Here is a 26659-nt window from a genome sequence, read left to right on the forward strand (position 1 = left end):
GATGGCCGACCCCGTGACCGTGCGGGCCGCCACCCCGGACGACGCCGACGCGATCTGTGCGATCTACGCGCACTACGTGACGTCGGGCGTCGCGACGTTCGAGGTCGAACCGCCGACGCGCGACGAGATACTGCGGCGGATCGACGCCGTGACCGCGGCCGGATTGCCCTACCTGGTGGCCACCCTCGACGGTGCGGTGGCCGGCTACGCGTACTGCGCGCCGTGGAAGACCCGGCCGGCCTACCGGTTCACCGTGGAGGACTCGGTCTACGTCGCACCTGACGCCCTCGGCCGCGGTGTCGGCGGCGCGCTGCTCGACGGGCTGATCGCGTGGTGCGGCCAGGTCGGGGTGCGCCAGATGATCGCGGTGGTGGTCGACGCCGACGCCGACGGCTCGTTGACACTGCACCGGCGGCGCGGCTTCACCGACGCGGGCCGTCTGGTGCGGGTCGGCTTCAAGCACGACCGGTGGCTGGACACCATCCTGCTGCAGAAGAGTTTCGACTAGCACTTGCTCAGCGGTGACGGGAACCGCGGGCTGACCCGCACCCCGCCCAGCCACGCCGTGAGCTCCGCGGCGCGCGCCTTCAGCTCCCGCCCGGCCGCCCCGCCCACCTTCTCCAGCAGCAGCAACTCCACGTGCCCGTCGGCGTCCTGACGCCACGCCCCGACAACCCTGCCGTCCACCCACACGGTCGGGCCCGCATTGCCGTTGCGGTCGAACACCTGGGACCGGTGCGCACCCAGGTACCAGTCCCGGTCGAACCACCCCATCACGGTCACATCCAGACCGGGCAGCAGTGCGCACCACGGTTCGACGGCCGGTTCCGCGGTGTCGTCGCCGGGCAGGACGTACCCGGGGCTGCCGTCACGGCTGTCCGCCAACTCGACCTCGACCGCCCCGACCTCGGCGAGGGCCTGGCGCGCCCAGCCGAGGGTGGTCCCGAACCACCATTTGAGGTCGGTGACGGTCGCCGGACCGAACGCGTACAGCCACCGCCGGACCAACGCCGCGCGGGCGTCGTCCGGACCCGTCGGTTCGGTGCCGGGCAGCCACTGGTCGGCCGCCGCCCACAGCGGGCGCGATGCCGTCCATCCGCCGTCGTTGGGGCCGCGCACGATCCGGCCGCGCGCCGACAGCACGGTCAACACCCGGGGTGCGAGGTGGCCCTGCCCGCCGTAGGACTTGCCGGGGGCCGGATCGTAGGTCCCGGTCAGCTCCGGCAGCGCCTCCCGCAGGTCCCGCGCCGAGCACGGCCCGTGGTCGCGCAGGTGGCGCTCGACCGCAGCGCACGCGGTCTCCAGCCACACGTGCCCGTCGGCGGCGACCCCGGCCCGCGCCACGTCGGCGGCCAGCCTGCGCGTCTCGTTGGCCGCGACCCGGTCGGCGGCCGTGGACTGGATCGCGGCCAGGTCGTCGCGGTGCACCAGCCACAGCGTGCGCCGCATCGCGAGCTGCTTGACCACCGAACGCCGTTGGTAGAGTTCGGAGTTCAGATCGGCGGTGGTGAACCCGGGCAGCCGCGCCCACAGTGACAGGTACGGCGTCGACGGGTCGGTGGCGTGCAGCCCGACCAGTCCCGCCGTGACGGCACCGATCGACGCGGCGGGGTCCGCGCCGGGCGCCAGGTGGTGACGTCTGGCCAGCCGGGCACGCCGCTCGTCGGTGGAGAAGGACCGCACAGACCCCATGGACGCAGAACGTACCGGGTCACCCCGACAGCCCCGCCGAAGAGCGACTACTGACCGGTCTCGGGCTTCTGGGTCATCGACTCGCGGATCTGGGCCAGGCGTTCGGCGGCGGCGCGTTGTCGCGCGTCGTACTGCTCCTCGATCGTGCGGCCCTCGACGGTCTCGGCGTCGAGTTCGGCCGCACCGATCGAGGTCGTGTAGCGCGTCTCGATCTTCTCGCGCACCGAGTCGAACGTCGGGACGCCGTCGGCGGTGTACCCGGTGTCGACCGGCGCGGAGGGCTCGGCGGTGGGTTCGTCCGGCATGGCCCCACGTTACCCGCGCAGCGTCGGCGGGAAGCCGATCCGGGGAACGCCGGGGGTGCCGATCGAACCTGCGAGCCACGGCAACGCGGTCGCGAACGCGTTGGACGCGAACGGCCAGTCGTGGTTGCCGGGCTGGCGCACGACCGCACATCCGATCCCCGTGCGGGCACCCAGGCCGCACAGCTGGTCGGCGGCGCGGGCCTGATCGTTGGGTCCACGATCGCCTGCGGCCGTGTTGACCGCGAACCAGCCCGTCAGTCCCCAGTAGGGGCCGTGTGCGGTCATCACCGCGCTCGGATCGAACGCCACGTACGCCGCGCTGTTGCCGCCGAAAAGCCGCTGCACGGTTTCGTTCTGGTTGCCCGAATTGGGTGCGGCGTCACCGGCGATGTCGACGAACGCGCCGAACAGGTCTGGATGCATGACCCCGAGGTCGACGGCGCAGGTGCCACCCATCGACCAGCCCACCACACCCCAGCCCGCCGGGCGCGTGCTCACGCCGTAGTGCGATTCGATATACGGCACAACGTCTTTGACGAGATGATCGGCGGAGTTCCCGCGCGGGCCGTTCACGCACTCGGTGTCGTTGTTGAACGTGCCGCCCGGGTCGGCGAACACGAACACCGGTGCGTAGCCGCCGTGCGCGGCGGCGAAGTCGTCGAGGATCTTGATCGCCCCGCCCGCGCGCAGCCAGTCGGCGGGGGTGTTGAACTCGCCGCCGATCATCATCACCGCGGGCAGTGCCGGCGGCGGGTCGGCGGCGAACCAGGCCGGCGGCAGATACACGAACTCCTGCCGGTGTTTGAAACCCGATGCGGTGTCCGGGATGTCGACCGGGACCACACTGCCCTTGATCGGCACCGCGTGCCGCTTCTGCATCGACGCGACCGCGACCGGATCGGTCTGGTCGGGAACGGGTCCCGCGGTGAGCTGGTCCCAGGCCGTGGCGGCGGTGGGGAAGTAGCCCACCCACAGGTTCAGCGACAGCGCCGCGGCCAGCACGCACAACGGCACGGCCAGCATCGACACCGCCCGCAATCCCCACCGGGCGCCCCGCCAGCCGGACAACAGAATCCCGACGGCCAACCCCGACAACGCGATCCACAGCCACAGGGTGACCGGTGCCGGATTGCTGTCGTCGGCGATGCCCGCGGACTCGATGTAGGCGTAGACCGCCGCGGCCAGGCATGCCCCGATCAACGCCGACCAGGGCAGCCACACCCTGCGCCAGCGCCCTGCCCGCCGGCCCACCGCGAGCACCACGGCCAGCCCGGCGAGGACCTGCACGGTCATCGGCAGCCACCCGTGCATCAACGAGACATGCGTCACGGGGTCCAGACTGGATCGCCGACCTTGGTGCCGGCTGTGACATCGCTGCGAGGTGTTAGCGAGGCTTGGCCAGCGGGAACGGCAGCGTCTCGCGGATGCTGCGGCCGGTGATCAGCATGACCACACGGTCCACCCCCATGCCGAGCCCGCCCGTCGGCGGCATCGCGTACTCTATCGCCTGCAGGAAGTCCTCGTCGAGTTCCATCGCCTCCGGATCACCGCCCGCCGCCAGCAGCGACTGCGCCTGCAACCGGCGGCGCTGTTCCACCGGGTCGGTGAGTTCGCTGTACGCGGTGCCCAACTCGACACCCCACGCGACCAGGTCCCACCGTTCGGCGACGCCGGGGGTGCTGCGGTGCGGCCGGGTCAGCGGCGACACCGACGTCGGGAAGTCCTTGTAGAACGTCGGCTCGGTGGTCTGGTCCTCGACGAGGTGCTCGTACATCTCCAGCACCACCGCGCCGGCGTCCCAGTGCGTCAGGTACGGGATGCCGGCCTTGTCGCACAGCGTGCGCAGCGTGGCGAGGCCGGTGTCGACGTCGATGTGCTCGCCGAGCGCCTCGGACACCGCGCCGTGCACGGTCTTGACCGCCCACTGACCGGAGATGTCCACGGGTTCGAGGACCCCGTCCTCGCGGGGCCGCATGAACACGTGGGAGCCGTTGGCGGCCATCGCCGCGTTCTGGATCAGCTCCCGGCACCCGTCGATCCACACGTTGTAGTCCGCATGCGCCTGATACGCCTCCAGCAGCGTGAACTCCGGGTTGTGGCTGAAGTCGACCCCCTCGTTGCGGAACGCGCGGCCGAGCTCGAAGACGCGCTCGACGCCACCGACGCACAGCCGCTTCAGATACAGCTCCGGGGCGATGCGCAGGTACAGGTCGAGGTCGTAGGCGTTGATGTGGGTCAGGAACGGACGGGCGTTCGCCCCGCCGTGGATCTGCTGCAGGATCGGGGTCTCGACCTCCAGGAATCCCTTGGAGACAAGGGTTTCCCGGATCGCGTGCAGCACACCGCTGCGGGCCCGGATCAGGTCGCGGGCCTCGGTGTTGACCGCGAGGTCGACGTAGCGGGCGCGAACCCGCGCCTCCTGGTCGGTCAGGCCCTTCCATTTGTCGGGCAGCGGGCGCAGGCACTTGCCGATCAACCGCCACCGGGTCACCAGCACCGACCACTTCCCGGATCGGGTGCGGCCCATCGTGCCGGTCACCTCGATCAGATCGCCGAGGTCGATGCTCCGGGTGAAATCCGCGGTTGTCGCGTCGGTGAGTGTCGAATTGTCCAGGGCCAACTGGGTTTCCCCGGACCAGTCGCGCAGCTGCGCGAACAGCACCCCGCCGTAGTCACGCATCCGCAGCACCCGGCCCGCGACGGTGACCTCCGTGCCCTCGCCGGCGTCCAGCGCCTGCGCGACGGTGTGGCTCGGTGGGCTGCCCACCGGGTAGGCGTCCACACCTTCAGCCTGCAGGGCTTTGAGTTTCGCCATCCGGACCCGCACCTGCTCGGGCAGGCGGGGCGCCGGCCCGTCCCGAATGTCGTCGTCCTGGATGCCCATGCCGTCGGGTGCGGTGCCGTCACTGTGCAGCAGTCCCGTCTCGACCAGCGACCCCGGCGCGGCGATGTGATGCCCGGTGTGCGGCTGCTCGTGCCTGCGCGAGAACGGCAGTACCAGAAAGCCTTCGGCGATCACCGACGCGACACCGACGCGCGGCACCAATCGCGCGTCCTCGAAACATGCGTACCGCGGCACCCACTCCGGCTGGTACTTCATGTTCGAGCGGTACAGCGTCTCCAGCTGCCACCACCGCGAGAAGAACACCAGCAGCCAGCGCCACAGCCGCGCGACCGGACCGGCCCCGAGCTGGGCGCCCTGTTCGAACGCCGACCGGAACATCGCGAAGTTCAACGAGATCCGGGTGACGCCGATGTCCTCGGCGCGCAGGCACAACTCGCTGACCATCAGCTCGATGGTGCCGTTGGGGGACTGCGGGGAGCGGCGCATCAGGTCCAGCGACACCCCGGTGCTGCCCCACGGCACCAGCGACAGCATCGCCACGACGCGCTCGTCCTGCACCGCCTCGACCAGCAGGCAGTCGCCGTCGGCCGGATCGCCGAGCCTGCCCAGCGCCATCGAGAAGCCTCGTTCGTCCTCGGTGTCGCGCCAGGCGTCGGCGTTGGCGATCACCTCGGCCATCTCCTCGGCCGACAGTTCGCGGTGCCTGCGGAACCGCACCGTCACCCCGGACCGCCGCGCGCGGGTGACGGCCTGGCGCACCGCGCGCATGTCGGGCCCCGACAGCCGGAAGTTCTCCGGGTGCAGGATCGCCTCGTCGCCGAGTTGCAGCGCATGCAACCCGGCGTCGCGGAACGCCTCGGCGCCGCCCGCGCTGGCACCCATCACCCCCGGGGCCCAGCCGTAGGTCTCGCAGAGCTTGAGCCACGCGCCGATGGCCTGCGGCCAGGCCTTCGGGTCGCCGACCGGGTCACCGCTGGCCAGGCAGACGCCGACCTCGACCCGGTAGGTGATCGCGGCGCGGCCGTTCGGCGCGAACACCACGGACTTGTCGCGCCGGGTCGCGAAGTAGCCCAGCGAATCGTTCTTGCCGTAGACGTCCAGCAGCCCGCGGATGGCGGATTCGTCCTCGCCGGTCAACGCGTTGTCGGCGCGCTGGGACTGGAACAGCACCACCGCGGCGACCATCAGCGCCATCGCGCCGAACAGACCGAGCAGCGCGTTGACGAAGACGTGCGGGTGGCCGGAGAAGTTACTGGCGTCGGCGCCCGCGAACGCGCTGACGCGGTTCAGCGCGTACAGGAAGCGGTCCGACCGGGCCAGCGTGCCCGGGAACAGTTCGAGCAGACCCCAGCCGACCAGCGTTCCGACGGCCATGCCCGCGACCAGCGTCGCCGCGGCCTTGAGCAGTGCGCCGCGGCGCACCCGGGCCCAGAACTCCTTGCGGGCCAGCAGCAGGAACACGATCGCGGCCAGGTGGAACGCCAGGCCGACCAGCTCGCCGGCCTCGGCGCCCCAGCGTCCGTCGTCGCCGATCAGGCCCGCGACATTCCAGAACACCGCCGCGACCATGTAACCGGTCAGGATCCACCAGGCGATGCGTTTGCGTGCCGCCAGCGCAGCGGCCAGCAGCACCAGCACGAACGCCCACGCGAAGCTGGTGTCCGGGAAGTTGAAGATGTAGTCGTCGACGAATTCGCGCGGCACCCGGATGATCGACCGGACCAGTGGTGACACGCTCGCCAGCAGCGACAGCGTCGCGATGACGCCCACGATCCAGCCCGCAGCCGCGGGCACCCACCGATGGCTGGACTTCGGATCCGCCCTGACGAGGCTGGTGGGTGTCATAGCCGGGGAGGATATTCGCTCGACGACCCCGTCGCGGGGATGTTCGTGGCGTGGGGAGTGGCGTTACCAGACCGGGCCGGTGTATTTCTCTCCCGGGCCCTTCCCTGGCTCATCGGGTGCGGCGCTGGCCTCGCGGAACGCCAGCTGCAAGCTCTTGAGCCCGTCACGCACCGGCCCGGCGTGCGGGCCGAGGTACTCGACGGATGCGGTGACGAGCCCGGCCAGCGCGGTGATCAGCCGACGCGCCTCGTCGAGGTCCCGGCGCGGGCTCTCGTCCGGATCGGGGTCCGACAGGCCGAGCTTTTCGGCGGCCGCGCTCATCAGCATGACCGCGGAACGGGTGATGACTTCGACGGCCGGGATCTCGGCCAGCTCGCGCACGGCGGGATCCGCCGCTTCGGGGATGTCGGAACTATCGGTCATGCCTGCTAGACTTGCATGCGCGACCGTCCCGGCTTAAGCCAGGGACAGCAAGTGGAGTCCCAACTCCCACCGCCGGCCACGGGTTACCCGAAGGCTACGCGGTCCGGTCACAGACATCTGCGATGTCTGTCCTGGTCGGCTTGGGCCCTGCGTTGAGCAGGGCTTATCTGTTCCTTGAGGAACAGCGCCGGCGGATCGAGGGGCTCCTGAGGACAGCAGGAACTATCCAGGGAGGCCCCATCAGCACTGAGACCCGCGTCAACGAGCGTATCCGCGTACCTGAAGTCCGCCTGATCGGACCGGGCGGTGAACAGGTAGGCATCGTGCGCATCGAAGATGCACTCCGCGTCGCCGCGGATGCCGATCTCGACCTTGTCGAAGTAGCCCCGGATGCCAAGCCTCCGGTGTGCAAGATCATGGACTACGGCAAGTTCAAGTACGAGACGGCACAGAAGGCTCGCGAGTCTCGCAAGAACCAGCAGCAGACCGTCGTCAAGGAACAGAAGCTGCGTCCCAAGATCGATCCGCACGATTACGAGACCAAGAAGGGTCACGTCATCCGCTTCCTCGAAGCCGGATCCAAGGTCAAGGTGACGATCATGTTCCGCGGGCGCGAGCAGTCGCGACCCGAACTCGGGTTCCGCCTCCTGCAGCGCCTGGGCGCCGATGTCGCCGATTACGGCTTCGTCGAGACGTCCGCCAAGCAGGACGGCCGCAACATGACGATGGTGCTGGCACCGCATCGCGGCGCGAAGACTCGCGCCAAGGCGGCTCACGATGCAGACGCCCCGGCCCCGCGGGTGAACGCGCCGGCCGACGAAGCACCCACCGAAACACAGAACTGAGGACACCAATGCCCAAGGCGAAGACCCACAGCGGCGCGTCGAAGCGGTTCCGCACCACCGGGACCGGAAAGATCGTGCGCCAGAAGGCCAACCGCAGGCACCTGCTCGAGCACAAGCCCACCAAGCGCACCCGTCGCCTCGACGGCCGCACCGTGGTCGCCCCGAACGACGCGAAGCGCGTCGCGAAGATGCTCAACGGCTAGACCGCCAGAACTCGAACCTGACCCGACCGAGATAGGACTACCCCATGGCACGCGTGAAGCGCGCTCTGAATGCGCAGAAGAAGCGGCGCACAGTACTGAAGGCCTCGAAGGGCTACCGCGGGCAGCGGTCGCGCCTCTACCGCAAGGCCAAGGAGCAGCAGCTCCATTCGTTGACCTACGCCTACCGTGACCGCAAGGCACGCAAGGGCGACTTCCGCCGGCTGTGGATCACCCGTATCAACGCCGCCGCGCGCGCCAACGACATCACCTACAACCGGCTGATCCAGGGCCTGAAGGCCGCCGGTGTCGAGGTCGACCGCAAGAACCTCGCCGAGATCGCGGTCAGCGATGCCGCCGCGTTCACCGCGCTGGTCGAGGTCGCCAAGGCTGCGCTGCCGGAGGACGTGAACGCGCCGTCGGGCGAGGCTGCCTGACCCTCACCGAGCGTTCTGCCCGGGTGGCAGCTGCGGTCAAACTGCACCGCCACACCGGGCGCCGCCGCGCCGCACGCTTTCTCGCCGAAGGTCCCAACCTCGTCGAGGCAGCGTTGCGGCGCGGACGTGTTTGTGAGGTCTTCGCCACCGAGGCCGCGGCGGACAAGTTCGGTGCGCTGCTGTCCGGGACGCAGGTGGACCTGGTCACCGACAAAGCGGCAAAGGTGTTGTCCGACACCGTGACCCCGGTCGGCCTGGTCGCCGTGTGCGCGATGCCGGAGACCACCCTGGCCGATGTGCTGGCCACCGCACCGACGTTGGTGGCGGTGCCGGTGGGGATCTCCGAGCCCGGCAATGCGGGCACGTTGATCCGGGTCGCCGACGCGATGGGCGCCGACGCGGTGGTGCTCGCCGGTGACAGCGTGGATCCCTACAACGGCAAGTGTCTGCGCGCGTCGGCGGGCAGCATCTTCTCGATTCCGGTGGTCAGTCACCAGGATGCCGCGGGCGCTGTGGTGGCGCTCAAAGACGCCGGCCTGCAGGCGCTCGCGACGGTGCTCGGCGGCTCCGTGTCCCTCGACGACGTCGATCTGTCCGGCCCGACCGCGTGGTTGTTCGGTCCAGAGGCGCACGGCCTTCCCGACGACGTGGTCGCACTCGCGAGCGCCGGTGTGGAGATCCCGATGGCCGGCGGCGCGGAGAGCCTCAACGTCGCATCGGCCGCGGCGATCTGTCTGTACCAGAGCGCGGCCGCCCGCCGCCGTGCCCGTTAGGTCGACTTCAGCATCCGCTCCGACACCGCCAGCAGCAGTTTGCGCGGCGCGATCCGGTAGCCCGACGCCAGCAGTGCGTTGCGGAAGCCCGAGATCACGGTCGGGTCGGACTTGTCGAGTGCGGAGAACGCGTTGTCGACGACCTGCGCGGCACTCTGCCTGCCGTCGGTGAGGAACTGTTCGCCGGTGCGGTCGAAGAACTCGGTCTCCGTCGCTCCCGGGCACAACGCCAGGATCTTGACCCCGGTGCCGCGGCATTCCTGCCACAGCGCCTCGGTGTAGGACAGCACGAACGCCTTGGTGGCGCCGTAGACCGCCATGCCGGGAGTCGGCTGGAACGCCGCCGTCGACGCGACGTTGAGCACCACGCCCTGCCGGCGCTCTGCCATCGCGGGCAGGAACCGCGCGGTCAGGTCCACCAATGTGCCGCAGTTCAACTGGATCTGGGCGGCGTTGGGATCGGGTTCCTGGTCGACGAACTTGCCGTGCAACCCGATGCCCGCGTTGTTGATCAGCACGTCGATCGATCGGCCGAGCGTGCGCACCTGCGCCTCGACGTCGGCCCCCGAGCCCGGCACGGACAGGTCGGCGGTGACGATGTCGACGACGATGCCGGGATGCCGTGCGGTGAGGGTCTGCCGCAGCGCCTCCAGCTTCTCAGCGCGCCGCGCGACCAGGACCAGATGGGCGCCGCGGCGGGCGAGCTGCACGGCGAACTCCTCGCCGATGCCTCCGCTCGCGCCGGTGACCAGTGCGGTGGTGTTGCTGAACTCCATGGGTGCTCCTCGGTCGGGCCCCATCCAGGCTAGCGCTCGCCCGCGAGCTGCGCGCCGTCTCGCGAAACCGCCCTCACGGTAGTGATTCCAGCCCGGCCACTACCGTGGTGGCGGTCTCGCGAAACCGCGGGGTCAGCCGTTCAGCAGGCCCTTGGCGACGTGGGTGATCTGCACCTCGTTGCTTCCGGCGTAGATCATCAGCGACTTCGCATCGCGGGCCAGCTGCTCGACGCGGTATTCGGTCATGTAGCCGTTGCCGCCGAACAGCTGCACGGCATCCATCGCGACGTCGGTGGCGGCCTGCGAGCAGTACCACTTGATCGCCGACGCCTCGGCCAGCGAGATCGGCGAACCGCTCTGCGAAGACTCGATGACCCGGAACAGCATGTTGCGCACGTTCATCCGCGCGACTTCCATGTTGGCGAGCTTGAGTTGGATCAGCTGGAACTGACCGATCTCCTGGCCCCACAGCTTGCGGGTCTTGGCGTAGTCGACGCTCAGGCGCAGGCACTCCTCGATGACGCCGAGGGCCATCGCCGCCACACCGATCCGCTCGGCGGAGAAGCTGGACCGGGCGCTGTCGCGCCCGTCGCCGGCTTCATTGTTCTCGGTCTCGCCGAGCAGCCGGTCGCGGCCGAGCCGGACGTTGTTGAAGAACAGCTCGCCGGTGCGTGAGCTGTGAATTCCCATCTTGCGGAACGGCTTCGACTGCACAAAGCCCTCCATGCCCTTGTCGAGCACGAAGGTCAGGACCTTGCGGTCACGCTTGTCCGCGCCGTCACCCTCGTCGAGCTTCGCGTAGACGACGACGACGTCGGCGTCGGGTCCGTTGGTGATGAACGTCTTCTGGCCGTTGAGGATGTAGTCGTCCCCGTCGCGGACCACATAGGACTTCATGCCGCCGAAGGCATCCGAACCCGAATCGGGCTCGGTGATCGCCCACGCGCCGATCTTCTCGTAGGTGACCAGGCCGGGCAGCCAGCGCTCCTGCTGCGCGAGGGTGCCGCGGCTCTGGATGGTCGGCACGGTCAGGCCCAGGCTCACACCCATCCCGGTCACCAGGCCCATCGACACCCGGCACAGTTCACTGATCAGCACGAAACCCATTCCGGGGGAACCGCCCCCGAACATGCCGCCGCCCGCGCTCTTGGACGGCTTGTCGCCGCCCTCGCGCATCCGGGTCAGTCTCTTGTCGAGGGCCTCCTTGGCCATCGCGTCGATCCCGAACGTCGAGAACAACTTCCGGATGATCGGGTAGGGCTCCATGTCGCCGTCTTCGAGCTCGTCGAGGTGCGGGCGCACCTCTTTGTCGACGAACTCGCGAACGGCGTCGCGCACGGCAATGTCAACGTCTGACCAATCAAGCATGTGCCTAGGCTGCCTTACCGGTTCCGCGCGCCGGACGCCGCCCCGCCAAAGAGAACGTCGTGTGCACCAGCGAGCCGACCTTGTCGAGCAACGATTTGTGCGGCGGCAGGTAGTGCATCGGCATGTTCCGGCGGTCGCGTGGCGGCGCCATGAACGCCGGCGCCTCCACCAGCGGGGCGTCGGCGGGGATCTTGCCCTCGGCCCGGCGGTAGGCCGCCACGGCGCGGGGGTGCAGCCGGATCTCGTCCGGCACGGCGGCGAACGCCAGCTCGACGGCTTTGCCGAACAGCCGCAGCACGACCTCGTCGCCGGGCGTCCACCGCAGTCCGGCCCGCTCGCGCACCACCGGGTCGAACACGCCGGCGGCGATCCAGCGCTGGGCGCCGATCATCGGTTTGAACATCTGGTCCCACACCGGGGTCGGCATCAGCACGAACCACGGTTTCGGGATCCGCATCTCGAAGATGTCCAGCGTCGCGCGGTTGATCTCCAACTCCTCGCGGCACTTGCGATCCCAGTACTCGCAGAACGCCTCCCACGACTCGGGCACCGGTTTCATGCTCATCCCGTACATCCGGTACCACTGCACGTGCTCGTCGAACAGCTGATGTTTCTCGGCCTCGGTGAGACCGCCGCAGAAGTACTCGGCGGTCTTGATGATCAGCATGAAGAACGTCGCGTGCGCCCAGTAGAAGGTGTCGGGGTTCAGTGCGTGGTAGCGCCTGCCCTCGCCGTCCACGCCCTTGATGGTCTGGTGGTAGCCGCGGATCTGCGCCCCGGTCTCGGCGGCGCGGTCGCCGTCGTACACCACGCCCATGATCGGGTAGACCGACCGGGCGACCCGCTGCAGCGGTTCACGCAGCAGGATCGAGTGGTCCTCGACGCCGGCGCCCAGCTGCGGGTACATGTTCTGGATCGCGCCGATCCACACCCCGAGCATGCCGGTGCGGACGTCGCCGAAGTATTTCCATGTCAGGGAGTCGGGCCCGAGCGGGAAATCGTCGGGAACGACGGAGGATTCGGACGCGTCGGCGCCAGAACCGGCGCCCGGGGAAGTGTTTGCCATCGCCTTTGATCGCACCCTTCCCAAGATAAGCTTGACAACACTCGTTGTCTACGAAATCGGGTCGGCGCGGCCGGGCTGTTACGGAGATTCCACCGTGGTGCCATCCGTGCGTGACCTGGCTGTTTAACCCGGATTCGGCGCTCGTTTAGGCTTGACGCCGTGGAGGATGAGCCGCCGGGTGAGCCAGAGGGCGGGCGGCCTGGCGGGCCGCTGTCGTGGTTCAGGAGTGTCAACCACCACGACGGCGTGGTCTCGTTCCTCCGGCGCACCCGCCGCGCCCTGCCCGGTGACCCCGAATTCGGCGACCCGTTGTCGGTCGACGGGGTCGGCGGTCCCCGGGCCGCGGCCCGCGCCGCCGACCGGCTGCTGGAGCGCAACGCCGCGACCCGTGAGGTGAGCCTCGGAGCGCTGCAGGTGTGGCAGGCGCTGACCGAACGGGTCTCCGGCCGCCCGGCCAATGCCGAGGCCACCCTGGTGTTCACCGACCTGGTGGGTTTCTCGGCCTGGTCGCTCGACGCCGGCGACGACGCCACGCTGCGCCTGCTGCGCCGTGTCTCGCAGGTCGTCGAGCCGCCGCTTTTGGAAGCCGGCGGGCACATCGTCAAACGGATGGGGGACGGTCTGATGGCGGTCTTCACCGATCCGATCACCGCCGTGGCCGCGGCCGTCGAGGCCCGGCGCGCCGTGAAACTCGTTGACGTGGACGGCTACACACCCCGGATGCGGGTCGGCGTCCACACCGGACGTCCGCAACGGATCGGTTCGGACTGGCTCGGCATCGACGTCAACCTCGCGGCGCGGGTGATGGAGCGGGCCACCCGCGGCGAACTGGTGGTGTCGGAGGCGACGCTGGAACGGATTCCCGACGGGGAACTCGACGCACTCGGGGTGACGGCGAAGAAGCTGCGCCGGCAGGTGTTCGCGCCCAAACCCGACGGGGTGCCCGCCGACTTCACCATGTACCGGCTCAGGACGCGATACCAGCGGGCGGTCAGCGGGGACGACGGGGACCAGGTGTACTGACAGCCAGGCCGGTCACATCCAGACGGTGGCCTTCGCGTCCTCGCGGGGCTGCGCCAGCGGGTGATCGGGCCCCAGGAGATTCCCGGTGATCGTCGCGCAGAACCGGTACAGCGGCAGGTCGAAGATCCGGTTGCTCATCGGCTCTTCGATGAAGTGTCCCAACCGTTCTGCGGTGATGAACACCGCCATGATCACCAGCCCGATCGCGATGCTGCCGGGATGGTGGCTGGCGGCGTCGAGCCGGTTGAACGCCACGATCGCGAAAACCCACGCCAGCAGTCGGATGAAACCGTCGTAGTGGACCGGGATCGGCTGGTTGCGGATGCGTTCCAGCCCGCTCTGCGCAGTCACCACCGCGGTGTTGAGCGACATCAGCATCATCCGGCTCTGCGAGTCGATGTGCCCGTCGCGCGCGAGCAGCTGGACGTCGTGGGCCTGTCGGGTGAGGAGTTCGGTGGCGCTGATCTCGGCGGGATCCTCCGGGGTCAGATCGGTGACGCCGGCCGGGGGCCGCACCCCGCGCAGCTCGGCGGCCAGTTGCCAGGCGTGCCTGACCTGGCGCCGGCGCAGACGATCCAGGACCGGGGCCATCGCCGGTGAACCATCGTCGAGGCTGACGAGGTCGTTGTCGAGCGCCCGGTCGTTGATGATCACCCCGCCCCACAGCGTGCGCGCCTCCCACCATCGGCTGTAGGCGTTGCTGTTGCGGAAGCCGATGAAGATCGTCGCGCAGATGCCGAGCACGGACAGCACCGCGGTGGCGTTCTCGTCCTGCAGCGAGTCCGGGATGGGCGCCATCACCGCTGCCACGGTGACCATGACCAGCAGGTCGACACGCAGCGCCCAGATCACCCGCGCCGACACCTTGACCGGCCCGGCCGGGCCCACCGATCTGATCACCTGTCACCCGGCCGGACCGCGGAAACCCGCAGGCGGTGTCGACGGATGGAGAGCCGGATCACCATCGCGCGAGGGTATCGCCGACGAGTGCCAAATGCAGGCGAAGTGCGCCCGAACGCGTCCCCTAGGATGGCCGGGTGGCTGATCAGCCTGTGGACCTCTCAGACAACGCGCTGGCCGAAGCGGTCAGCGCAGCCCGGCGTGCGTTCGACGCGGCGTCCAGCCTCGACGAGCTCGCGAAAGCCAAGACCGAGCACCTCGGGGACCGGTCGCCGATCGCGCTCGCCCGGCAGGCGCTCGGCGCGCTGCCGAAGGCCGAGCGCGCCGATGCGGGCAAACGCGTCAACGTGGCGCGCACCGGTGCGCAGGCCGCGTACGACGAGCGTCTGGCGGCACTGCGCGCCGAGCGGGACGCCGCCGTGCTGGTCGCCGAGCGCATCGACGTCACGCTGCCGTCGACGCGGCAGCCGGTCGGCGCGCGGCACCCGATCACCATCCTGTCCGAGCGCATCGCCGACACGTTCGTCGCGATGGGCTGGGAGGTGGCCGAGGGGCCCGAGGTCGAGACCGAGCAGTTCAACTTCGACGCACTGAACTTCCCTCCCGACCATCCCGCGCGCAGCGAGCAGGACACGTTCCAGGTCGCGCCCGAGGGGTCGCGGCAGGTGCTGCGCACCCACACCTCGCCGGTGCAGATCCGGGCCCTGCTCGAACGTGACCTGCCCGTCTACATCGTGGCGATGGGGCGCACCTTCCGCACCGACGAGCTCGACTCCACCCACACCCCGGTGTTCCACCAGGTCGAAGGGCTCGCCGTGGACAAGGGGCTGACCATGGCCAATCTGCGCGGCACGCTGGACGCACTGGCGCGCTCGGAGTTCGGGCCGGAGGGGCGGACCCGGTTCCGGCCGCACTTCTTCCCGTTCACCGAACCGTCGGCCGAGGTCGACATCTGGTTCCCGGACAAGAAGGGCGGGCCCGGCTGGGTGGAATGGGGCGGTTGCGGCATGGTCAACCCGAATGTGTTGCGCGCGTGCGGTATCGACCCGGACGTGTATTCGGGCTTCGCGTTCGGCATGGGCCTGGAACGCACCCTGCAGTTCCGCAACGGCATCCCCGACATGCGCGACATGGTCGAGGGTGACGTCCGGTTCTCGTTGCCGTTCGGAGTGGGGGCCTGATGCGCGTTCCGTACAGCTGGCTGCGTGACACCGTCCAGGCCGGCGCGCCCGGCTGGGACGTCTCTGCCGAGGAGCTCGAGCAGGCGCTGATCCGCATCGGGCACGAGGTCGAGGAGATCATCCCGGTCGGCCCGGTCAGTGGTCCGCTGACCATCGGCCGCGTCGTCGAGATCGAGGAACTCACCGAGTTCAAGAAGCCGATCCGAGCGTGCAAGGTCGACGTCGGATCCGAGAACCTCGACGGGGCGCCGCGCGACATCGTCTGCGGGGCAACCAACTTCGCGGTCGGTGACCTGGTGGTCGTCGCGCTGCCCGGCACCGTGCTGCCCGGCGATTTCACCATCGCGACCCGCAAGACCTACGGGCGCACCTCCGACGGCATGATCTGCTCGGTGTCCGAACTCAACCTCGGCTCGGACCACTCCGGGATCCTGGTGCTGCCGCCGGGCACCGCCGAACCCGGAACTCCCGCGCACGGCGTACTGGGCCTCGACGACGTGGTGTTCCACCTCGCGATCACCCCCGACCGCGGCTACTGCCTGTCGGTGCGGGGGCTGGCACGCGAGATCTCCAACGCGTTCGACCTCGACTACGTCGACCCCGCCGACGTCACCCCGCTGCCCGCCACCGGCGAGGCGTTGCCGGTGACCATCGATCCGGGCACCGGTGTGCAGCGGTTCGGGCTGCGCCCCGTGACCGGCATCGACCCGAAGGCCGTGTCACCGTGGTGGTTGCAACGGCGCCTGGTGCTCAGCGGGATCCGGGCGATCTCGCCGGCGGTGGATGTGACGAACTACGTGATGCTCGAGCTCGGGCATCCGATGCACGCCCACGACCGCAGCCTGATCACCGGCGGATTCCGGGTCCGGTTCGCCGAGCCGGGGGAGACCGTCGTGACCCTCGACGACGTGGAACGCAAACTCGACCCGGTCGACGTGCTGATCGTCGACGACGTCGCCACCGCCGCGATCGGCGGCGTGATGGGCGCGGGCACCACCGAGGTCCGCGACAGCACCACCGACGTCATGCTGGAGGCGGCGGTCTGGGATCCGGCGGCGGTGTCGCGGACGCAGCGCCGCCTGCACCTGCACAGCGAGGCGGGCCGGCGCTACGAACGCACCGTCGATCCCGCGGTGTCGGTCGCCGCGCTCGATCGCTGCGCGACACTGCTGGCCGAGATCGCGGGCGGCACAGTCGAACCCACGCTGACCGACTGGCGCGGCGATCCGCCGCGCGACGACTGGTCACCGGCGCCGGTGAGTATGCCCGTCGACCTGCCCGACCGAACCGCGGGCGTCGAGTACGCGCCCGGCGCCGCGGTGAAGCGGCTGACGCAGATCGGCGCCCGTGTCGAGGTCGACGGCGACCGGCTGACCGCGACCCCGCCGAGCTGGCGCCCCGACATCCGCCAGCCCGCCGACCTCGTCGAAGAGGTGCTGCGCCTCGAGGGGCTCGACCTCATCCCGTCCGTGCTGCCGAGCGCGCCGGCGGGCAGAGGTCTCACACCGGACCAGAAGCGTCGTCGTGCGGTCGGAAAGTCCTTGGCGCTCAGCGGTTTCGTCGAGATCCTGCCGACCCCGTTCCTGCCCGCGGGCGTCTTCGACCAGTGGGGACTGGACGCCGACGATCCACGCCGCAACACCACCAAGGTGCTCAACCCGCTGGAATCCGACCGGCCCGGCCTGGCGACAACCCTGCTGCCGGGACTGCTGGAAGCGTTGCACCGCAACGTCTCCCGGGGTGCGGTGGACGTGGCGCTGTTCGCCATCGCCCAGGTGGTGGAGCCGACACCGGACACCCGCGCGGTCGAGCGGATCCCGAACGATCGCAGGCCCACCGACGAGGAGATCGCCACGCTGGACGCGTCGCTGCCACGTCAGCCCCGGCACGTCGCCGCGGTGCTGGCGGGTCTGCGCGAGGCTGCCGGACCGTGGGGTGCCGGGCGTGCCGTCGAGGCGGCTGACGCGTTCGAGGCCGTGCGGGTGATCGGTCGCGCCGCGGGCGTCGAGTTCACGCTGCGCTCCGCGCAGGTCCTGCCGTGGCATCCGGGACGGTGCGCGGAGGTGCTGCTCGGCGACGTCGTCGTCGGTCATGCGGGTCAGCTGCACCCGGCCGTGATCGAGCGGACCGGGCTGCCGAAGGGGACCTGCGCCCTCGAGATCGACCTCGACGCGGTGCCGATCACCGAAACCCTTCCCGCGCCCAAGGTCTCACCGTTCCCGGCGGTGTTCCAGGACGTCGCGCTCGTCGTCGCCGAGGACGTCGCCGCGCAGAGTGTCGTCGAGGCCGTGCGGGCCGGCGCGGGAGACCTGCTCGAAGACGTCCGGATCTTCGACGTCTACACCGGTCCGCAGATCGGCGAGGGACGGAAGTCGCTGGCGCTCGCGCTGCGGTTCCGCGCGGCCGACCGCACACTGACCGAGGAGGAGGCCAGCGCCGCCCGCGAGGCCGCGGTGGCTGTTGCCGGGGAGCGGGTCGGCGCGGTTCAGCGCTGAATTTGGTCGTCGCCTCCGCCTCGTTCGACGGGACCTCTGGCGCCTGTCAGTGGCCTGCATAATGAATTTGCATATCGATGCATAACCATTCATCATGGTAGTCATGACTTCTGTGGCTGTCGCCGGTGCCAGCGGATATGCAGGAGGCGAGATCCTTCGTCTGCTCCTCGGCCATCCCGCCTACGCCGACGGCAGGCTGACCATCGGTGCGCTGACCGCCGCCGCCAGCGCCGGGTCCCTGCTCGCCGAGCATCATCCGCATCTGCTGCCGCTCGCCGGCCGGACCTTGGAGCCGACCGAGCTCGACATTCTCGCCGGGCACGACGTGGTGTTCCTCGCGTTGCCGCACGGACATTCGGCAGCCCTGGCCGAGCAACTGGGCCCGGACACCCTGATCATCGACTGCGGTGCCGACTTCCGGCTCACCGATGCCGGCGACTGGGAGCGGTTCTACGGCTCCGAGCACGCCGGCAGCTGGCCCTACGGCCTGCCCGAACTCCCCGGGGGCCGGGACCGGCTGCGCGGGACCAGGCGGGTCGCGGTGCCCGGCTGCTATCCGACCGCCGCGCTGCTGGCGCTGTGGCCCGCCCTGGCCGCGGGTCTGGTCGAGCCCGCGGTCACCGTCGTCGCGGTCAGCGGCACCTCGGGCGCCGGCCGCTCCGCGAAGGTGGATCTGCTCGGCTCCGAGGTGATCGGTTCGGCGCGCGCCTACAACATCGGCGGCAAGCACCGGCACACGCCCGAGATCGCCCAGGGGCTGCGCGGCGTCTCCGGCGTCGACGTCACGGTGTCGTTCACCCCGGTGCTGATCCCGACGTCGCGCGGCATCCTCGCGACGTGCACCGCGCGCACCCAGGCCTCCGTCGACGAGCTGCGTGCCGCGTACGAGAAGGCCTACAGCGACGAGCCTTTCGTGTACCTGCTGCCCGACGGACAGCTGCCCAAGACCGGAGCGGTGACCGGCAGCAACGCCGCGCAGCTCGCCATCGCGGTCGACGAGGACGCTTCGACGTTCATCGCGATCGCCGCCATCGACAATCTCGTGAAGGGAACCGGAGGAGCGGCTGTGCAGTCGATGAACCTCGCCCTGGGCTGGCCCGAGGCCGAGGGCCTCTCGACGGTGGGGGTCGCGCCGTGACGCGGCTGCTGCGCACCCAGGGTGTCACCGCGCCCGCGGGTTTCCGGGCCACCGGCATCGCCGCGGGCATCAAGGCGTCCGGCAAGCTCGACCTGGCGCTGGTCTTCAACGAAGGGCCCGACCATGCGGCCGCGGGCGTGTTCACCCGCAACAAGATCAAGGCCGCCCCGGTGCTGTGGTCACAGCAGGTGCTCACCACCGGTCGGCTGCGCGCGGTGCTGCTGAACTCCGGCGGCGCCAACGCCTGCACCGGCCCCGGAGGATTCCAGGACACGCACGCCACCGCCGAGGCCGTCGCGTCCGCACTGTCCAACTGGGGCACCGAGACCGGGGCTGTCGAGGTCGCGGTGTGCTCGACCGGGCTCATCGGCGACCGGCTGCCGATGGACAAGGTGCTCGCCGGCGTCGAGGAGATCGTGCGCGAGATGGCCGGCGGGCTGAGCGGCGGGGAAGAGGCCGCCCGGGCCATCATGACCACCGACACCGTGCCCAAACAGGCCGCGCTCCACCACAGGGACCAATGGACCGTCGGCGGGATGGCCAAGGGCGCCGGCATGCTGGCGCCGTCGCTGGCGACGATGCTGTGCGTGATCACCACCGACGCCGTCGCGAGCCCGCAGGCGCTGCAGTCCGCGCTGAAGAACGCCGCCGCAAGGACTTTCGACCGGCTCGACATCGACGGCAGCTGCTCGACGAACGACACCGTGCTGCTGCTGTCCTCGGGGGCCAGTGAGGTCACCCCGAGCCAGGAGGCGCTCGACGACGCGGTGCTGCAGGTGTGCGAAGACCTGTGCGCGCAGCTGCAGGCCGACGCCGAGGGTGTCACCAAGCGGATCATCGTCACCGTCACCGGCGCCGAAAGCGAGGACGACGCGGTGACCGCGGCACGCGTGATCGCCCGCGACAGCCTGGTCAAGACCGCACTGTTCGGTTCCGACCCGAACTGGGGCCGGGTGCTCGCCGCGGTCGGGATGGCCCCGGTCAAGCTCGACGCCGGGCGGATCGCGGTGTCGTTCAACGGTTTCCCGGTGTGCGTGGACAGTACGGGGACGCCCGGCGCACGCGAGGTCGACCTGTCGGGTGAGGACATCGGCGTCGTGGTGGATCTCGGTGTCGGGTCCGCGTCGGCGTCGATCCGCACCACCGACCTGTCGCACGCCTACGTCGAAGAGAACTCGGCCTACAGCTCATGAGCCTGACGACACCCGAGAAGGCGCAGGTGCTCGCCGACGCGCTGCCATGGCTGACCGCGCTGAACGGCAAGATCGTCGTGGTCAAGTACGGCGGCAACGCGATGGTCGACGATCGGCTCAAGGCCGCGTTCGCCGCCGACATGGTGTTTCTGCGCAACTGCGGGATCCACCCGGTCGTGGTGCACGGCGGCGGGCCGCAGATCTCGGCCATGCTCAAGAAGCTGGGCATCCCAGGCGATTTCAAGGGCGGCTTCCGCGTCACCACCCCTGAGGTGCTCGACGTCGCGCGCATGGTGCTGTTCGGTCAGGTCGGCCGCGAGCTGGTCAATCTGATCAACGCGTACGGTCCCTACGCGGTGGGCATCACCGGCGAGGACGCCCATCTGTTCACCGCGGTGCGGCGCACCGTGCTGGTCGACGGTGTCGCCACCGACATCGGCCTGGTCGGCGATGTGGAGAAGGTCAACACCGGCGCCGTATTGGACCTGATCGCCGCGGGCCGGATCCCGGTGGTCTCGACGATCGCGCCCGACGCCTCGGGGCTGGTCTACAACATCAACGCCGACACCGCCGCCGCCGCGCTGGCCGAAGCCCTCGGGGCCGAGAAGCTGCTGATGCTCACCGATGTCGAAGGCCTCTACACGCGCTGGCCCGACCGCGATTCGCTGGTCAGCCAGATCAACTCCGATGCGCTGACCGAGCTGCTCCCGACGCTGGAAGAGGGCATGGTGCCCAAGATCGAGGCGTGCCTGCGCGCGATCAACGGCGGCGTGCCGAGCGCCCATGTGATCGACGGCCGGGTGGAGCACTGCGTGCTGGTCGAACTGTTCACCGATGAAGGCGCGGGGACGAAGGTGATGCGTTCGGCGACGAAGGAGCCGGACAAGGAGGCTGGAGCGTGAGCAACCTGCTGGACCGCTGGTCGGCGGTCATGATGGACAACTACGGCACCCCGCCGCTGGCGCTGGCCAGCGGGCACGGCGCGGTGGTGACCGACGTCGACGGTAAGAGCTACATCGACCTGCTCGGCGGCATCGCCGTCAACGTGCTCGGCCACGGCCATCCGGCGGTGATCGAGGCGGTCACCCGTCAGATGAGCACGCTGGGACACACCTCGAACCTGTACGCCACCGAACCGGGTGTCGCGCTCGCCGAAGCGCTGGTCGCCCAGCTCGGCGCGCCGGCCAAGGTGTTCTTCTGTAATTCCGGAACCGAGGCCAACGAGGTCGCCTTCAAGATCACCCGGCTCACCGGCAAGACGAAGATCATTGCGGCGCAAGGCGCTTTCCACGGCAGGACGATGGGATCGCTGGCGCTGACCGGCCAGCCGGCCAAGCAGGCGCCGTTCGAGCCGCTGCCCGGCTACGTCACGCACGTGCCGTACGGGGACGTCGACGCGTTGCGCGCCGTCGTCGATTCGGAGACCGCCGCGGTGTTCCTCGAGCCGATCATGGGGGAGGGCGGCGTGGTCGTGCCGCCGGCCGGCTATCTGGTGGCGGCCCGCGAGATCACCGCCGCGCACGGCGCGCTGCTCGTCCTCGACGAGGTGCAGACGGGGGTCGGGCGTACCGGGGCGTTCTTCGCCCACCAGCATGACGGCATCACCCCGGATGTCGTGACCATGGCCAAGGGCCTCGGCGGCGGTCTGCCGATCGGCGCGTGCCTGGCCGTCGGTGACACCGCGGCCCTGCTCACTCCCGGCCTGCACGGCAGCACCTTCGGCGGTAACCCGGTGTGCACCGCGGCCGCGCTCGCGGTGCTCAAGGTGCTCGCCGACGAAGGTCTCGTCGAGCGTGCCGACGTGCTCGGCAAGACCATCGCGCACGGCGTGGAGGAGCTGAACCATCCGCTGGTCGACCATGTCCGCGGTCGCGGCCTGCTGCGCGGGATCGTGCTGACGGCCGACGTGGCCAAAGCGGTCGAGGCCGGCGCGCGCGAAGCGGGTTTCCTCGTCAACGCCGCGGCGGGTGACGTGATCCGGCTGGCGCCGCCGCTGGTGATCACCGAGGCCGAGGTCGAATCGTTCCTGGCGGCCCTGCCGCGAATCCTCAACCAGGTGGAGAGTTCCCGATGATCCGGCATTTCCTTCGTGACGACGACTTCTCGCCCGACGAGCAGGCCGAGGTGCTCGCCCTGGCGGCGGAGCTGAAGAAGAACCCGGTCAGCCGGCGGCCCCTCGAAGGCCCGCGCGGCGTCGCGGTGATCTTCGAGAAGAACTCCACCCGCACCCGGTTCTCGTTCGAGATGGGGATCGCGCAGCTCGGTGGGCACGCCGTCGTCGTCGACGGCCGCAGCACCCAACTCGGCCGTGAGGAGACCCTCGAGGACACCGGTGCGGTGCTGTCGCGGTACGTCGACGCGATCGTGTGGCGCACGTTCGCGCAGGAGCGGCTCACCGCGATGGCCAGCGGCGCGACCGTGCCGATCATCAATGCGCTGTCCGACGAGTTCCATCCGTGCCAGGTGCTCGCCGATCTGCAGACCCTGGCCGAGCGCAAGGGCTCGCTGAAGGGCCTGCGGCTGTCGTACTTCGGCGACGGCGCCAACAACATGGCGCACTCGCTGATGCTGGGCGGGGTGACCGCGGGTATCGACGTGACGATCGCGGCGCCGCCCGGTTTCGCACCGCACCCGATGTTCGTCGCGGCCGCGGAGACCCGCGCGCACCAGACGGGCGCGAAGGTCACGCTGACCGACGATCCGATCGCCGCCGCATCCGGGGCCGACGTGCTGGTGACCGACACCTGGACGTCGATGGGCCAGGAGAACGACGGGCTCGACCGGGTCCGGCCGTTCCGGCCGTTCCAGCTCAACGCCGAACTGCTCGGCCACGCCGACTCCGAAGCCGTGGTGCTGCACTGCCTTCCGGCGCACCGCGGCCACGAGATCACCGACGACGTGATCGACGGACCGCAGAGCGCGGTGTGGGACGAGGCCGAGAACCGGCTGCACGCGCAGAAAGCGCTGATGGTGTGGCTGCTGGAGAGCTCCGGGGTCGGGCCGTGACAGCCGCCACCACCCGGGCGGGCAGGCAGGCCCGCATCGTCGCGCTGCTGTCGTCGAACTCGGTGCGCAGCCAGACCGAACTGGCCGCGCTGCTCGCCGACGAGGGGATCGACGTCACCCAGGCCACGCTGTCGCGCGACCTCGAAGAACTCGGCGCGGTGAAGCTGCGCGGCGCCGACGGCGGTGTCGGGGTCTACGTGGTGCCCGAGGACGGCAGCCCCGTCCGCGGCGTCGCCGGCGGTACCGAACGGGTCACCCGGTTACTCGGCGACCTGTTGGTGTCCACCGATGCCAGCGGCAACCTCGCGGTGCTGCGCACGCCTCCCGGCGCCGCGCACTACCTGGCCAGCGCGATCGACCGTGCGGTGCTGCCTTACGTGGTCGGCACGGTCGCCGGGGACGACACGATCCTCGTGATCGCCCGCGAGCCGATGACCGGCGCCGAACTGGCCGTCGCCATCGAGAACCTGTCCAAAACTTGATATTGCAGACCTGAACTAGCCCTTAGAAGAAGGAGTTTCGTTATGTCCGACCGCGTCATCCTGGCCTATTCCGGTGGCCTGGACACCTCGGTTGCGATCAGCTGGATCGCCAAGGAGACCGGTAAAGAGGTCGTCGCCGTCGCCATCGATCTCGGTCAGGGCGGCGAGGACATGGAGGTGGTGCGCCAGCGCGCCCTCGACTGCGGCGCCGTCGAGGCGGTCGTCGTCGACGCCCGCGACGAGTTCGCCGAGCAGTACTGCTTGCCGGCCATCCAGTCCAACGCGCTCTACATGGACCGCTACCCGCTGGTGTCGGCGCTGAGCCGGCCCTTGATCGTCAAGCACCTGGTGGAGGCCGCGCGCGAGCACGGCGGCGGCGTCGTCGCCCACGGCTGCACCGGCAAGGGCAACGACCAGGTTCGCTTCGAGGTCGGATTCGCGTCGCTGGCACCGGATCTCAAGGTGCTCGCCCCGGTGCGCGACTACGCGTGGACCCGTGAGAAGGCCATCGCGTTCGCCGAGGAGAACGCGATCCCGATCAACGTCACCAAGCGGTCGCCGTTCTCGATCGACCAGAACGTGTGGGGCCGTGCGGTGGAGACCGGCTTCCTGGAGCACCTGTGGAACGCCCCGACCAAGGACGTCTACGACTACACCGAGGACCCGACGGTCAACTGGAACAGCCCCGACGAGGTCATCATCGGCTTCGAGAAGGGTGTCCCGGTCTCGATCGACGGCAAGCCGGTCACCGTGCTGGAGGCCATCGAAGAGCTCAACGCGCGCGCTGGCGCCCAGGGCGTGGGCCGGCTCGACGTCGTCGAGGACCGGCTGGTGGGCATCAAGAGCCGCGAGATCTACGAGGCGCCGGGCGCGATGGTGCTGATCACCGCGCACACCGAGCTCGAGCACGTCACGCTGGAGCGTGAGCTCGGCCGGTTCAAGCGCACCACCGACCAGAAGTGGGGCGAGCTGGTGTACGACGGCCTCTGGTTCTCGCCGCTCAAGCGGGCGCTGGAGTCCTTCGTGGCGAACACCCAGGAGCACGTCAGCGGTGAGATCCGGCTGGTGCTGCACGGCGGGCACATCGCGGTCAACGGCAGGCGCAGCAGCGAGTCGCTGTACGACTTCAACCTCGCCACCTACGACGAGGGCGACAGCTTCGACCAGTCGTCGGCCAAGGGCTTCGTGCACGTGCACGGCCTGTCGTCGAGCCTGTCGGCGCGCCGGGACCTGGCGGGGAAGTAGCGCCGTGAGCACCAACGAGGGTTCGCTGTGGGGCGGCCGGTTCGCCGACGGGCCCGCGGACGCCCTTGCCGCACTGAGCAAGTCGACGCACTTCGACTGGGTGCTCGCGCCGTATGACGTGCAGGCGTCGAAAGCCCATGCCCGCGTGCTGTTCCGGGCGGGGCTGCTGACCGAGGAGCAGCGCGACGGACTGCTCGCCGGGCTGGACAGCCTCGGATCCGACGTCGCCGACGGCAGCTTCGGCCCGCTGGTCACCGACGAGGATGTGCACGGCGCGCTGGAGCGCGGCCTGATCGACCGGGTCGGTCCGGACCTGGGCGGCCGGTTGCGGGCCGGCCGGTCCCGTAACGACCAGGTGGCCACGCTGTTCCGGCTGTGGCTGCGTGACGCGGTGCGGCGGGTCGCCGACGGTGTCCTCGAGGTGGTGTCGGCGTTGGCGACCCAGGCCGCCGCGCACCCCACCGCGATCATGCCGGGCAAGACCCACCTGCAGTCGGCGCAGCCGGTGCTGCTGGCGCACCAGCTGCTGGCGCATGCGCACCCGCTGCTGCGCGACGTCGACCGGCTGGTCGACCTCGACAAGCGGACGGCGGTGTCGCCGTACGGATCCGGCGCGCTGGCCGGATCGTCGCTGGGGCTCGATCCCGACGCGATCGCCGAGGAGCTCGGCTTCACCGCCGCGGCGGACAACTCGATCGACGCCACCGCGTCCCGGGACTTCGCGGCCGAGGCCGCGTTTGTCCTCACGATGATCGGGGTCGACCTGTCTCGGCTGGCCGAGGACATCATCCTGTGGAGCACAACCGAATTCGGGTATGTCACGCTGCACGACGCGTGGTCGACGGGCAGTTCGATCATGCCGCAGAAGAAGAACCCCGACATCGCCGAGCTCGCGCGCGGCAAGGCAGGCCGCCTGATCGGTAACCTCACCGGTCTGCTGGCCACGCTCAAGGCGCAGCCGCTGGCCTACAACCGGGATCTGCAGGAGGACAAGGAACCCGTCTTCGACTCGGTCGCCCAGCTCGAGCTGGTGCTGCCCGCGATGGCGGGTCTGGTCGGCACGCTGCGCTTCGACGTCGACCGCATGGCCGAGCTGGCCCCGCTGGGATACACACTGGCCACCGACGTCGCCGAATGGCTGGTGCGCCGCGGGGTGCCGTTCCGCGTCGCGCACGAGGCCGCGGGTGCGGCGGTGCGCGCCGCCGAGGCGCGCGGCGTCGGCCTGGAGGACCTCGCCGATGCCGAACTGGCGGGTATCCACCCCGAGCTGACGGCCGAGGTGCGTGACGTGCTGACCATCGACGGCTCGGTGAACTCGCGCGATGCGCGCGGTGGTACCGCGCCCGTCCAGGTGGCCCGGCAACTCGGTGCCGTGCACGAGACCGCGGACGCCCTGAGGTCGCGGTTGCGCCGCTAGCATT

The 26659-nt window shown here is 69.8% G+C and carries 25 protein-coding genes; 16 read left to right on the plus strand and 9 right to left on the minus strand.

Annotated features, from left to right (window positions below):
- Position 1: 1 nt before the first annotated feature.
- Positions 2-508, plus strand: a complete 507-nt coding sequence (locus tag NTM_RS19055) for a GNAT family N-acetyltransferase (protein ID WP_083146522.1) — start codon at positions 2-4, stop codon at positions 506-508.
- On the opposite strand, the gene NTM_RS19060 is transcribed toward NTM_RS19055, so the two are convergent.
- The 5 genes from NTM_RS19060 to NTM_RS19080 form a co-directional block, all read right to left on the minus strand.
- Positions 505-1683, minus strand: coding sequence for a winged helix DNA-binding domain-containing protein (locus NTM_RS19060; RefSeq protein ID WP_083146521.1), 1179 nt, complete (start codon positions 1681-1683; stop codon positions 505-507). The two genes, NTM_RS19055 and NTM_RS19060, sit on opposite strands and share 4 nt — an antisense overlap.
- Before the next feature lie 56 nt (positions 1684-1739).
- Positions 1740-1997: a hypothetical protein gene (locus NTM_RS19065; RefSeq protein ID WP_083146520.1), complete on the minus strand. Its 258-nt coding sequence runs from the start codon at positions 1995-1997 to the stop codon at positions 1740-1742.
- A 9-nt stretch (positions 1998-2006) separates the two neighbouring features.
- Entirely contained in the window at positions 2007-3308 is a 1302-nt protein-coding gene (locus tag NTM_RS19070) for an alpha/beta hydrolase (protein WP_083146546.1), read from the minus strand.
- Between the two features lie 73 nt (positions 3309-3381).
- Positions 3382-6687, minus strand: a complete 3306-nt coding sequence (gene lysX / locus NTM_RS19075; protein ID WP_083146519.1) for a bifunctional lysylphosphatidylglycerol synthetase/lysine--tRNA ligase LysX — start codon at positions 6685-6687, stop codon at positions 3382-3384.
- 63 nt (positions 6688-6750) lie between these two features.
- Positions 6751-7110, minus strand: coding sequence for a DUF1844 domain-containing protein (locus NTM_RS19080; RefSeq protein ID WP_083146518.1), 360 nt, complete (start codon positions 7108-7110; stop codon positions 6751-6753).
- A gap of 239 nt (positions 7111-7349) precedes the next feature.
- Here NTM_RS19080 and infC point away from each other — a divergent pair, with 239 nt between their 5' ends.
- From infC to NTM_RS19100, 4 genes are read left to right on the plus strand one after another with little or no spacing between them, the layout of a single operon-like run.
- Positions 7350-7955: a translation initiation factor IF-3 gene (gene infC / locus NTM_RS19085; RefSeq protein WP_232079953.1), complete on the plus strand. Its 606-nt coding sequence runs from the start codon at positions 7350-7352 to the stop codon at positions 7953-7955.
- A gap of 8 nt (positions 7956-7963) precedes the next feature.
- Positions 7964-8158 (plus strand): 50S ribosomal protein L35, encoded by a 195-nt coding sequence (gene rpmI / locus NTM_RS19090; protein ID WP_083146517.1) that lies wholly within the window; start codon positions 7964-7966, stop codon positions 8156-8158.
- Positions 8159-8202: 44 nt separating this feature from the next.
- Positions 8203-8592 (plus strand): 50S ribosomal protein L20, encoded by a 390-nt coding sequence (rplT, locus tag NTM_RS19095; protein WP_083146516.1) that lies wholly within the window; start codon positions 8203-8205, stop codon positions 8590-8592.
- A gap of 23 nt (positions 8593-8615) precedes the next feature.
- On the plus strand, positions 8616-9365 hold the full coding sequence (locus NTM_RS19100; RefSeq protein ID WP_083146515.1) for a TrmH family RNA methyltransferase: 750 nt from the start codon (positions 8616-8618) through the stop codon (positions 9363-9365).
- Here the strand turns inward: NTM_RS19100 and NTM_RS19105 are convergent.
- The 3 genes from NTM_RS19105 to NTM_RS19115 all read right to left on the minus strand — a co-directional run bounded on the left by NTM_RS19105 (position 9362) and on the right by NTM_RS19115 (position 12575).
- Complete coding sequence (locus NTM_RS19105) at positions 9362-10141, minus strand: SDR family NAD(P)-dependent oxidoreductase (RefSeq protein ID WP_083146514.1); 780 nt, start codon at positions 10139-10141, stop codon at positions 9362-9364. The genes NTM_RS19100 and NTM_RS19105 overlap by 4 nt on opposite strands.
- Positions 10142-10273: 132 nt before the next feature.
- Positions 10274-11509, minus strand: coding sequence for an acyl-CoA dehydrogenase family protein (locus tag NTM_RS19110; protein WP_083146513.1), 1236 nt, complete (start codon positions 11507-11509; stop codon positions 10274-10276).
- A gap of 4 nt (positions 11510-11513) precedes the next feature.
- The gene (locus NTM_RS19115; RefSeq protein WP_083146512.1) at positions 11514-12575 is read right to left on the minus strand and encodes an oxygenase MpaB family protein; all 1062 of its coding nucleotides are present in this window, start codon (positions 12573-12575) and stop codon (positions 11514-11516) included.
- Positions 12576-12734: 159 nt separating this feature from the next.
- Here NTM_RS19115 and NTM_RS19120 point away from each other — a divergent pair, with 159 nt between their 5' ends.
- Complete coding sequence (locus NTM_RS19120; protein WP_083146511.1) at positions 12735-13598, plus strand: adenylate/guanylate cyclase domain-containing protein; 864 nt, start codon at positions 12735-12737, stop codon at positions 13596-13598.
- Between the two features lie 12 nt (positions 13599-13610).
- Here the strand turns inward: NTM_RS19120 and NTM_RS19125 are convergent, their stop codons facing one another.
- On the minus strand, positions 13611-14498 hold the full coding sequence (locus NTM_RS19125; RefSeq protein ID WP_083146510.1) for a bestrophin family protein: 888 nt from the start codon (positions 14496-14498) through the stop codon (positions 13611-13613).
- 137 nt (positions 14499-14635) lie between these two features.
- Here NTM_RS19125 and pheS point away from each other — a divergent pair, with 137 nt between their 5' ends.
- The 10 genes from pheS (at position 14636) to argH (ending at position 26655) form a co-directional block, all read left to right on the plus strand.
- The gene (gene pheS, locus NTM_RS19130; protein ID WP_083146509.1) at positions 14636-15679 is read left to right on the plus strand and encodes a phenylalanine--tRNA ligase subunit alpha; all 1044 of its coding nucleotides are present in this window, start codon (positions 14636-14638) and stop codon (positions 15677-15679) included.
- A complete protein-coding gene (gene pheT / locus NTM_RS19135) occupies positions 15679-18174 on the plus strand; it encodes a phenylalanine--tRNA ligase subunit beta (RefSeq protein ID WP_083146508.1) in 2496 nt (831 codons plus the stop codon). Before pheS ends, pheT begins: the two co-directional genes overlap by 1 nt.
- Positions 18175-18277: 103 nt before the next feature.
- Positions 18278-19312, plus strand: a complete 1035-nt coding sequence (gene argC / locus NTM_RS19140; RefSeq protein ID WP_083146507.1) for an N-acetyl-gamma-glutamyl-phosphate reductase — start codon at positions 18278-18280, stop codon at positions 19310-19312.
- Positions 19309-20505, plus strand: coding sequence for a bifunctional glutamate N-acetyltransferase/amino-acid acetyltransferase ArgJ (argJ, locus tag NTM_RS19145; RefSeq protein ID WP_083146506.1), 1197 nt, complete (start codon positions 19309-19311; stop codon positions 20503-20505). Before argC ends, argJ begins: the two co-directional genes overlap by 4 nt.
- Positions 20502-21407, plus strand: a complete 906-nt coding sequence (gene argB / locus NTM_RS19150; protein ID WP_083146505.1) for an acetylglutamate kinase — start codon at positions 20502-20504, stop codon at positions 21405-21407. The genes argJ and argB overlap by 4 nt, the downstream gene beginning before the upstream one ends.
- Complete coding sequence (locus NTM_RS19155) at positions 21404-22579, plus strand: acetylornithine transaminase (protein ID WP_083146504.1); 1176 nt, start codon at positions 21404-21406, stop codon at positions 22577-22579. The genes argB and NTM_RS19155 overlap by 4 nt, the downstream gene beginning before the upstream one ends.
- Positions 22576-23511, plus strand: a complete 936-nt coding sequence (gene argF, locus NTM_RS19160) for an ornithine carbamoyltransferase (RefSeq protein WP_083146503.1) — start codon at positions 22576-22578, stop codon at positions 23509-23511. Before NTM_RS19155 ends, argF begins: the two co-directional genes overlap by 4 nt.
- Entirely contained in the window at positions 23508-23993 is a 486-nt protein-coding gene (locus tag NTM_RS19165) for an arginine repressor (RefSeq protein ID WP_083146502.1), read from the plus strand. Before argF ends, NTM_RS19165 begins: the two co-directional genes overlap by 4 nt.
- Before the next feature lie 42 nt (positions 23994-24035).
- Positions 24036-25238 (plus strand): argininosuccinate synthase, encoded by a 1203-nt coding sequence (locus tag NTM_RS19170; protein ID WP_083146501.1) that lies wholly within the window; start codon positions 24036-24038, stop codon positions 25236-25238.
- A gap of 4 nt (positions 25239-25242) precedes the next feature.
- The gene (argH, locus tag NTM_RS19175; RefSeq protein ID WP_083146500.1) at positions 25243-26655 is read left to right on the plus strand and encodes an argininosuccinate lyase; all 1413 of its coding nucleotides are present in this window, start codon (positions 25243-25245) and stop codon (positions 26653-26655) included.
- Positions 26656-26659: the final 4 nt, after the last annotated feature.

It is taken from the genome of Mycolicibacterium parafortuitum, assembly GCF_010725485.1.
In the GTDB taxonomy this organism is placed as follows: domain Bacteria; phylum Actinomycetota; class Actinomycetes; order Mycobacteriales; family Mycobacteriaceae; genus Mycobacterium.